We start from the raw sequence: 7379 nt of genomic DNA, 5'->3' as shown, positions 1-7379 counted from the left end.
GGGCGCCCGCCCCGGGCGATTGCCCAGGGGCCCGCCCCGTGGGGGGGGCCCGCACCCTTCCGGTTGGAGCGCCAGGCCCGGGTTGCACGGACTCTTCCTACTGAAAGTAGGACGTGCTCTGGTAGCACCGCTGACGCCTGACGAGGAATCATCTCCCTCGCGACGAAGAGAAGATTAGCAGCTCAACGACGGTGTGCCGAATCGGGCCCGTGGCGGCGGGGCCGGCGGGCGCTCAGGGGGTGACGGCGTATTCGGTGAACCCGCCGCAGGCCTGGAACCCGAGGCGGCGGTAGACGGGCTCGCCGTCCTCGGAGGCCTGGAGGACGGCCGTGCGGTAGCCCGCGTCGTAGGCCGTGTGCAGGGTGGCCGCGGTGATGGCGCCGCCGTAGCCGCGGCGGCGTTCGGTGGCGAGGGTCGCGATGTTGTAGATCCCGGCGACGCCCGCGAAGAGGAAGACCTCGGCCGAGCAGACCGGTCGTCCGGCCGCGTAGCCGACGAGGTAGCGCGCGGGGCAGTCGGGCGCCAGGGCCCAGGTGGCCGCGTCGGCGTAGAAGCGGCGGACGGTGGCGGCCGGCGGGTCCCAGTTCGCGGCCAGGATCATCGCGTAGTCGGCGAGTTGCTCGGGAGTCGTCACCGGGCGGATGTCCAGGCCCTCGGCGAAGGGCTTCGGGAGGTCGGTGTTCAGGTCCATCCACATGCCGGTCTCGGTCTCGGACGGTTCGAGGCCGGCGGCAGTCAGGTGGGTGGCGAGGTCCGGGGGAGTGGTGGCGGGGCCGACCCACCAGGAGAAGGGGCGGCCGGTCCCGGCGAGCGCACGGACCGTTTCTGTGACCCGGGTCGGGGCGGTGTCGTCGGTGAACCGCGCTGCGGCGATGAGGTTGAAGGTGTCGTCGTCGAGCCCGCTGTCGGCGATGACGAGATCGGCGGTCTCGGTGACGGTCGCGTGCGGCAGGTGGCGGTGCAGGTGGGAGGCGCGTTCGGCGAGGTTTCGCTCCATCCGGTCAAGTAGTGGAGCGGATTCTTCGGGCACGGTGGGTGTCGGGTCGTCCATCCCGGCAGGCTCTCATTCGGCGCGGGGTTCGCCCAGTGAATAAACGGAAGAGTCCGGCACCTGGGGAGGTGCCGGACTCTTCCGGTTGGAGCGCCAGGCCCGGGTTGCACGGACTCTTCCTACTGAAAGTAGGACGTGCTCTGGTAGCACCGCTGACGCCTGGCGAGAGATCGTCTCTCTCGCGACATCAGGAACACTAGCAGGTCAGCGCCCGTGCGCCGAATCGGGTGTCAGACGGCGAACTCGCCCGCGCGGATGGCGGACAGAAGATCGCGCCACTCGCTGACATCGAGTTGGGCGATGGCGTCAGGCCGAAGGCTGCTGCGGACGTAGACGGCGTCGGAGGTGATGGATACCTCCGGGCAGTTGCCTGCGTTGGAGCATGCGCTGGGCCGAATCCAGGAGCGGTTCTCCATCGGCTATATCTCCTTCTTGATCTTCGCGATCAGATCGCGGGATTCCCCAACCGAAAGAGATCTGTCGGCCATCTGCTCAACGACCGCGCGATACTCCTCCAGATGCTCAGTTCGATGGAGGAAGATCGGTCCCTCCATGGAGTCGTAACTGACGGTGTCGAGCCTGGGTACGGGCCCGTTCGCGTAGTAGATGGCTTGGCCAGGTCCCTTGAAGCCTCCAGCCGCGAAGCTGATCACTCGAAGCGTGACGTGTGGCAACTGGGACAACTCCAGCATCCAATCCAGTTGTTCCCGCGCCACGTCGCGTCCGCCGAACTGCATGCGGAGAGCGGCCTCGTGGACGATCGCCGTGTACGGATGGGTGCCTTTCGCCATCAGCATCTCGGATCGCAGCATCCGTTGCTCAACACGTGTCTCCACGACTCGCGGAGTCAGCTGGACCTGATTGTTCTGAAAGATGGCGCGGCTGTAGCGCTCCGATTGCATGGGGCCTGGCGGGTGGCAGATCTGGTAGGAGTACATGCCCTTTGCATGATGCTCGAACTCGCAGATGTCGAGAAGGCCCTGCGGAACGAAGCCTCGATACTCGTCCCACCAACCCTTGTGCCGTTCCTCGGCGATGGCGGCGAGCGCCTCGACGTACGCGGCATCGGCCTCACCGAAGGCCTCGGCGAGCGTGCGGACGCGCTCGGCCGTGATCGGGTAGTGCCCCTTCTCAACCTGAGTGATCTTCGTTCGATCCAGCCCGAAGACCGCTGCTGCTTGGGCAGTTGTCTGGCCGGCGGCGTCTCGCATCTTCCGTAGCTCGATGCCCAACCGTGCCTGCCGGGCCGTTGGGGTTGTACGTGGTGGCATAGCCCAAGCATCTACGCCGACCCGCAAATGGTCCAGCGGCTACCGGTGGACCATGTTTCTGGATGTGGTGGCACATGTGAGTCTCGATGCTCTACAGTCTGTGATGCACCGATCACCGAACGGATCGTCAGTAACGCCGCTCGGGCACCGCAGAACACCCATGTCCAGTGGGTTCGTTCACGGCGACGCATCCGCCGGTCTCACCCATCCCCCTCCGGGAGACGCTGTGCGAAACCTCAACTCCCCCTCCCTCACCCTCTCCCGCGACGCCCTCCGGGACGGGATGACCAGCGCCGGCTGGCCGCCCTCCCTCATCGCGGACGCGGAACTCGCCATGGTCGAACTCATCGTCAACGCCTGGCGGCACGGCGAGACCACCTCGCCCGTCATCCTCATCCACCACCGTGGCAACGTCCTCCGGGTCGCCGTCTCCGACCGCAGCCCGCTCTGCCCGAAGCAGGGTCCTCTTGCCCTCCTCTCCGAGACCGGCCGCGGCCTCCAGCTCGTCGCCGGCCTCACCCACCGCTGGGGCGTCGACCCCCAACAGCTCGGCAAGACCGTCTGGTTCGAGCTGCAGCAGGACGGTGTCGTGTGAGCGCCCACCACCCCATCCACCCCGCCGACCCGGCGCTCCTCCACCTCACCCCGCGCGAGATCACCGAACTGATCGTGGAACTCCGCACCGAGGGCCGCGAGTTCGGTCTCCTCTGGCCGTCCGCCTCCCCGGGTGACCTCAACCTCCACGGCCGCCGCCTGGTCGACATCGGCAACGTCCCGGCGAGCACCCTGATCAACCTCCTCGCGCTCCTGCGCGAGTTCAAGCGCCGTCGCGACGTCCCCGGGCGGACGTGACCTGAATCGTCACGTCCGACGGGTCACCGACCGCTCAGCCCAGGGCGCTCAGGTCGAGCCGCCAGTCGTTGGACTGCTGCCAGGTGCCCTTGGGGTACTCGAAAGAGTCCGTGCCGACCAGCTCGAACCCGGCCTTGCGGCACACCGCGTTCGACGCCGCATGGTCCACATGCGGGAACGCGTGCAGGTGCCGCCGCGTGCCACGCACCGCCGCTCGGGCCGCAACCAACCGCAGGGCTTCGGCGGCGTATCCGCGACCGCCGAACTCCGGGAAGATCCCGTATCCGGTCTCGTACACCTCCTCACCGCCCCACTCCCGCTCCCAGTACCCGATCGAACCGATCGCCTCGTCACCGAGGCGGACGAGCAGCATCTCGCCGCCGTCAAGGCTCAGGTAGCGCTGATGGCGGTCGACGATCGCCTGCTCGGTCTCAGGCCCCCCGAGATGCTCGGTCATCCCGGGGGTGTTCTGGCGGTGCAGGACCGCCAGACCTGCGTCGGACCATGGTTCGAGGCGAAGAGTGTTCATGGCGCGGACCATACGTTCCGCCACCGACATAGTCGCCCGCCGGGGCCAGGACTCAGGCCGCGATCGCCGCGTACGCGTTGAACCGCAGGTACAGCCCGATGTCCGCCGGCACTCCGGGTGCGATCGTCCGGTAGCTGCACAGCTCCTGCACCCCGGTGTCGCCCTCCGGCAGCCCCGCCGTCAGCCGGCCGATCACCTCGGCGTGCGGGAGCGGGTCGACGCCCTCGATCCGCATCAGCTCCGCGATGCGCGCGGCCGCCTCGGCGTCGCTGCGGGCGTTGCCGGGCAGCCGCAGGTAGACGTTGGCCTCCTCCGGGCCCGTCGCGCCCTCCCGGAAGGCCAGGCAGGTCATCGGCTCGTTGTCCACGATCCCGCAGTCCCGCCCGTAGACGACGGCGCGAGCGCGTGCTGCCCGCGCCGGGTCGTGGCGGTGCGACAGTGCGGCCACCGTGTCCAACTCGTCCATCTTCATGGGGAGGTGGCGGAAGTAGACCTTCACCCGGGACCGGCTCCCGCCGTCCAGGTCGAGGGCGAAGAACTCCAGCTCGTGCCCTCGCCGGGCGAGGTCCGCGCACTGGCGCCGCACCGGCGCCCAGGCCTCCGCCAGGCCCAACCGGTCCATGGCCTCCGCCATGACCTCGTACGTGCGGTCCGCCCCGTGCGCCTGCGGGTTGAGATAGACCTTGTAGTGCGGCCGCTCACCCGGCTGCCAGGCCAGGGAGTGCCAGATGGTGGGGCGGTAGCGGTCGGGATCGGCCGTGACGAACAGGTCCTCGACCCGGAGGTACCGCTCGATGCTCGTCCCCGGCCGGTCGGCGAGCCGCCGGGTCAGCTCCCGGCCGGCCTCCTGGCAGCCGAGCGGGGTGCGAGCGGGGCCGAGCGACTCGAACAGGATGCGGACCTCCGGGCGCCCCGCCTTCCAGCTCACGGAGAGCTCGGCGGGGAAGCCGTCGGCCGAGACGAACGACGGCGGATCGCACTGCGTGCCGACGGTCCGCGCGCCCCACGGGCTGAGCACGTCCCGCAACTCCCGCAGCACGGCCGCCGTCTCGACCTCGTCGATCCCGAGGCCCTCGCAGACGGCGGTCCACTTCTCCGCCAGGAACTGCCCGAACGTGCTGTCCGGAGCCTGGAAGGGGCCCAGGGCGGGATCGGCCGCGCGGAGTCGCGGGCTGATCACTGGTTGGGCTCGTTGGCCTGCACGACGTCGCCCTGGTTCGGCTCGTTGAACTGCACGACGACGCCCTGGTTGGGCTCGTTGGCCCGAATGACCACGTCCTGGTTGGGCTCGTTCGCCGGGGCGACGCCCTGGTTGGGCTCGTTGAACTGCACGACGACGCCCTGGTTGGGCTCGTTGGCCTGGACGACGCCGTTCTGGTTGGGCTCGTTCAGCTGGACGGTCGTGCCGCCCAGCAGGGCCGCACCGGCGGCGATGCCAACTGCCCACGCTGCCAGAACCTTGCGCATCATTGCCTCTCCCCCTGATCGATGATCAGATTGATCATAGCCATACGGCTTGCGCTAAAGGTATGTATCTTTCGAACGCATATTTGGTCCGCTCCGCCCCTGCCCTCACCGCGCAACCCCGGGAGTCGCCATGTCCGCACCGCAGGCACCGCAGCAGCCCGCCGACCCGTACGCGGCGACCGGCGTCGTGGGCCCGGCCCCGGAGGGTGTCACCCTGCCGCTGCCGCCGGTCTTCGACTCGGTGGAGGAGGAGCGCCGGTACCGCAAGGAGCAACTGGCCGCCGGGTTCCGCCTGTTCGGCCGGTTCGGCTTCTCGGAGGGCGTCGCCGGGCACATCACCGTCCGCGACCCGGAGAACCCGGGCTGGTTCTGGGTGAACCCGTTCGGCATGAGCTTCAACCAGATCAAGGCCTCCGACCTGATCCTGGTCGACCACGAGGGCACCCTGCTGCACGGCAACCGGCCGGTGAACCGCGCCGCGTTCGCGATCCACTCCCAGGTGCACGCCGCCCGCCCGGACGCGATCGCCGCCGCCCACTCGCACTCCCTCCACGGCAAGGCCTTCTCCAGCCTCGGCATCCCGCTCGACCCGATCACCCAGGACGCCTGCGTCTTCTTCGAGGACCACGGGCTGTACAGCGACTACCGGGGCGTCGTGACCGAGACCGAGGAGGGCAAGCGGGTGGCCGCCGCGCTGGCCGGGTACAAGGCGGTGATCCTGCAGAACCACGGTCTGCTGACGGTCGGCCAGTCGGTGGCCGAGGCGGTCTGGTGGTTCGTGACCATGGAGCGCTCCTGCCAGGCGCAGCTGCTCGCGATGGCGGCCGGCACCCCCAAGCTGATCGACCGGGAGACCGCGCTGATCACCCGCGACCAGATCGGGACGCCGCTGGCCGGCTGGTTCCAGGCCCGCCCGCTGTGGGACCAGATCACCCTGTCCGACCCCGACCTCTTCGACTGACCGGTCCCTGTTCGGCCGGTCCCCGTTCGACCGGTCCCCGTTCCCCGTCCGTTCGAGCCCCCGTCCGTCCGCGCCCCGGCCCCCTCCCTGGAGCAGCCCGTGTCCACCGCCCCCGCCCCGCGCAGGCTCCGGATCGCCGTGTTCGGCGCCGGGTCCATCGGCTGCCACCTCGGCGGCATGCTCGCCTCGACCGCCGAGGTCACCCTGATCGGCCGCCCGGCGGCGATGGCGGCGATCGACGCGGAGGGGCTGACCCTCACCGGCCCGGGGGAGGCCCGCCGCGAGACCGGGGAGGCGGTCGCCGCCGCCGATCCGAAGGCCGTGGCCGGGGCCGACTACGTCCTGGTCACGGTGAAGTCCGCCGACACCGTGACCGCCGCCCGGGAACTCGCCCCGCACCTCGGCCCCGACACGGTGGTGGTGAGCTTCCAGAACGGCCTGCGCAACGCGGAGGAGCTGGCCGCCGCGCTGCCGTCCCACCGGGTGCTGGCCGGCATGGTGCCGTACAACGTGGTGCGGACCGGCCCCGCCGCTTTCCACCAGGGCAGCGGCGGCTCGCTGATGCTGGCCGAGGAGGAGGGCGCGGGCGCCCTCGCGGACGCGGCCCGGGCGAGCGGTCTGCTGCTGGAGCTGCGGCCGGACATGCCGGCCGTCCTGGCGGCGAAGCTGCTGATGAACCTCAACAACGCGGTCAACGCGCTCTCCGGGCTGCCGCTGCGCGAGCAGGTCGGGCAGCTGGCGTACCGGCAGTGCGTGGCGCGGTGCCAGCGGGAGGCGCTGGCGGTGTTCCAGGCCGCCGGGGCGGCACCGGCCCAGCTCGGGCCGGTGCCGCCGGAGGTGATGCCGCAGGTGCTGGAGCTGTCGGACGAGCAGTTCCACGAGCTGGCGGGGGCCAGCCTGCAGATCGACGCCACCGCCCGCTCCTCGATGTGGGAGGACCTCCAGCGGGGCCGGCCCACCGAGATCGACTCGCTCCAGGGCGAGGTGGTCGCCCTCGCCGAGCGCCACGGCCTCACCGCCCCCGCCAACGCCCGGCTGATCGCCCTCGTCCGCGAGGCCGAGGCGGCCGCCCCGGGCACCGCCCCGCACTGGTCCGGCCCCGCCCTCCTCGCCGAGGTGACCGCGGCCGGCTGACGCCCCGGGGGAGTGCGCCTCGCGCACAGGAAGTCGACCACCCGGAACGCGGCGGTGACCACGGAACCCGGGTCCGCCGGGACCTCCTCGGCCGTCACGTCCAGCCGGCCGCCG

General features: G+C 70.4%; 10 protein-coding genes. 4 read left to right on the top strand and 6 right to left on the bottom strand.

The features are described 5' to 3' along the window. Positions 1-232 precede the first annotated feature (232 nt). From ABZW03_RS32660 to ABZW03_RS32650, 3 genes are all read right to left on the bottom strand, one after another. Positions 233-997, bottom strand: a complete 765-nt coding sequence (locus tag ABZW03_RS32660; protein WP_355266437.1) for a GNAT family N-acetyltransferase — start codon at positions 995-997, stop codon at positions 233-235. A gap of 284 nt (positions 998-1281) precedes the next feature. After that, complete coding sequence (locus tag ABZW03_RS32655) at positions 1282-1467, bottom strand: DUF397 domain-containing protein (RefSeq protein ID WP_355266435.1); 186 nt, start codon at positions 1465-1467, stop codon at positions 1282-1284. Between the two features lie 3 nt (positions 1468-1470). Further along, positions 1471-2322, bottom strand: a complete 852-nt coding sequence (locus tag ABZW03_RS32650; protein ID WP_355266432.1) for a DUF5753 domain-containing protein — start codon at positions 2320-2322, stop codon at positions 1471-1473. A 226-nt stretch (positions 2323-2548) separates the two neighbouring features. Here ABZW03_RS32650 and ABZW03_RS32645 point away from each other — a divergent pair, with 226 nt between their 5' ends. Together ABZW03_RS32645 and ABZW03_RS32640 are read left to right on the top strand one after the other, a co-directional pair. After that, positions 2549-2917, top strand: a complete 369-nt coding sequence (locus ABZW03_RS32645; RefSeq protein ID WP_355266429.1) for an ATP-binding protein — start codon at positions 2549-2551, stop codon at positions 2915-2917. Beyond that, positions 2914-3174: a hypothetical protein gene (locus ABZW03_RS32640; RefSeq protein WP_355266426.1), complete on the top strand. Its 261-nt coding sequence runs from the start codon at positions 2914-2916 to the stop codon at positions 3172-3174. The genes ABZW03_RS32645 and ABZW03_RS32640 overlap by 4 nt, the downstream gene beginning before the upstream one ends. Before the next feature lie 34 nt (positions 3175-3208). On the opposite strand, the gene ABZW03_RS32635 is transcribed toward ABZW03_RS32640, so the two are convergent. The 3 genes from ABZW03_RS32635 to ABZW03_RS32625 are packed head-to-tail and all read right to left on the bottom strand — an operon-like array spanning position 3209 to position 5173. Beyond that, positions 3209-3703 (bottom strand): GNAT family N-acetyltransferase, encoded by a 495-nt coding sequence (locus tag ABZW03_RS32635; protein WP_355266423.1) that lies wholly within the window; start codon positions 3701-3703, stop codon positions 3209-3211. Positions 3704-3755: 52 nt separating this feature from the next. After that, positions 3756-4883, bottom strand: a complete 1128-nt coding sequence (locus ABZW03_RS32630; protein ID WP_355266420.1) for a tryptophan dimethylallyltransferase family protein — start codon at positions 4881-4883, stop codon at positions 3756-3758. After that, positions 4880-5173: a hypothetical protein gene (locus ABZW03_RS32625; RefSeq protein ID WP_355266417.1), complete on the bottom strand. Its 294-nt coding sequence runs from the start codon at positions 5171-5173 to the stop codon at positions 4880-4882. Before ABZW03_RS32625 ends, ABZW03_RS32630 begins: the two co-directional genes overlap by 4 nt. Positions 5174-5300: 127 nt before the next feature. Between ABZW03_RS32625 and ABZW03_RS32620 the strand changes: the two genes are divergently transcribed. Further along, a complete protein-coding gene (locus tag ABZW03_RS32620) occupies positions 5301-6131 on the top strand; it encodes a class II aldolase/adducin family protein (protein ID WP_355266414.1) in 831 nt (276 codons plus the stop codon). Positions 6132-6230: 99 nt separating this feature from the next. Further along, the gene (locus ABZW03_RS32615) at positions 6231-7265 is read left to right on the top strand and encodes a 2-dehydropantoate 2-reductase (protein ID WP_355266411.1); all 1035 of its coding nucleotides are present in this window, start codon (positions 6231-6233) and stop codon (positions 7263-7265) included. The last annotated feature ends 114 nt before the right edge of the window (positions 7266-7379 follow it).

Source organism: Kitasatospora sp. NPDC004799, from assembly GCF_040609095.1.
GTDB lineage: Bacteria > Actinomycetota > Actinomycetes > Streptomycetales > Streptomycetaceae > Kitasatospora.
Note: the sequence above shows the minus strand (reverse complement) of the source record. Positions and strands in the feature narration are given on the sequence as shown.

Coding starts and splice junctions, on each gene's coding strand:
- ABZW03_RS32635 (WP_355266423.1), bottom strand. CDS start 3,703: ATGAACACTCTTCGCCTCGAACCATGGTCCGACGCAGGTCTGGCGGTC.
- ABZW03_RS32660 (WP_355266437.1), bottom strand. CDS start 997: ATGGAGCGAAACCTCGCCGAACGCGCCTCCCACCTGCACCGCCACCTG.
- ABZW03_RS32620 (WP_355266414.1), top strand. CDS start 5,301: ATGTCCGCACCGCAGGCACCGCAGCAGCCCGCCGACCCGTACGCGGCG.
- ABZW03_RS32655 (WP_355266435.1), bottom strand. CDS start 1,467: ATGGAGAACCGCTCCTGGATTCGGCCCAGCGCATGCTCCAACGCAGGC.
- ABZW03_RS32650 (WP_355266432.1), bottom strand. CDS start 2,322: ATGCCACCACGTACAACCCCAACGGCCCGGCAGGCACGGTTGGGCATC.
- ABZW03_RS32625 (WP_355266417.1), bottom strand. CDS start 5,173: ATGATGCGCAAGGTTCTGGCAGCGTGGGCAGTTGGCATCGCCGCCGGT.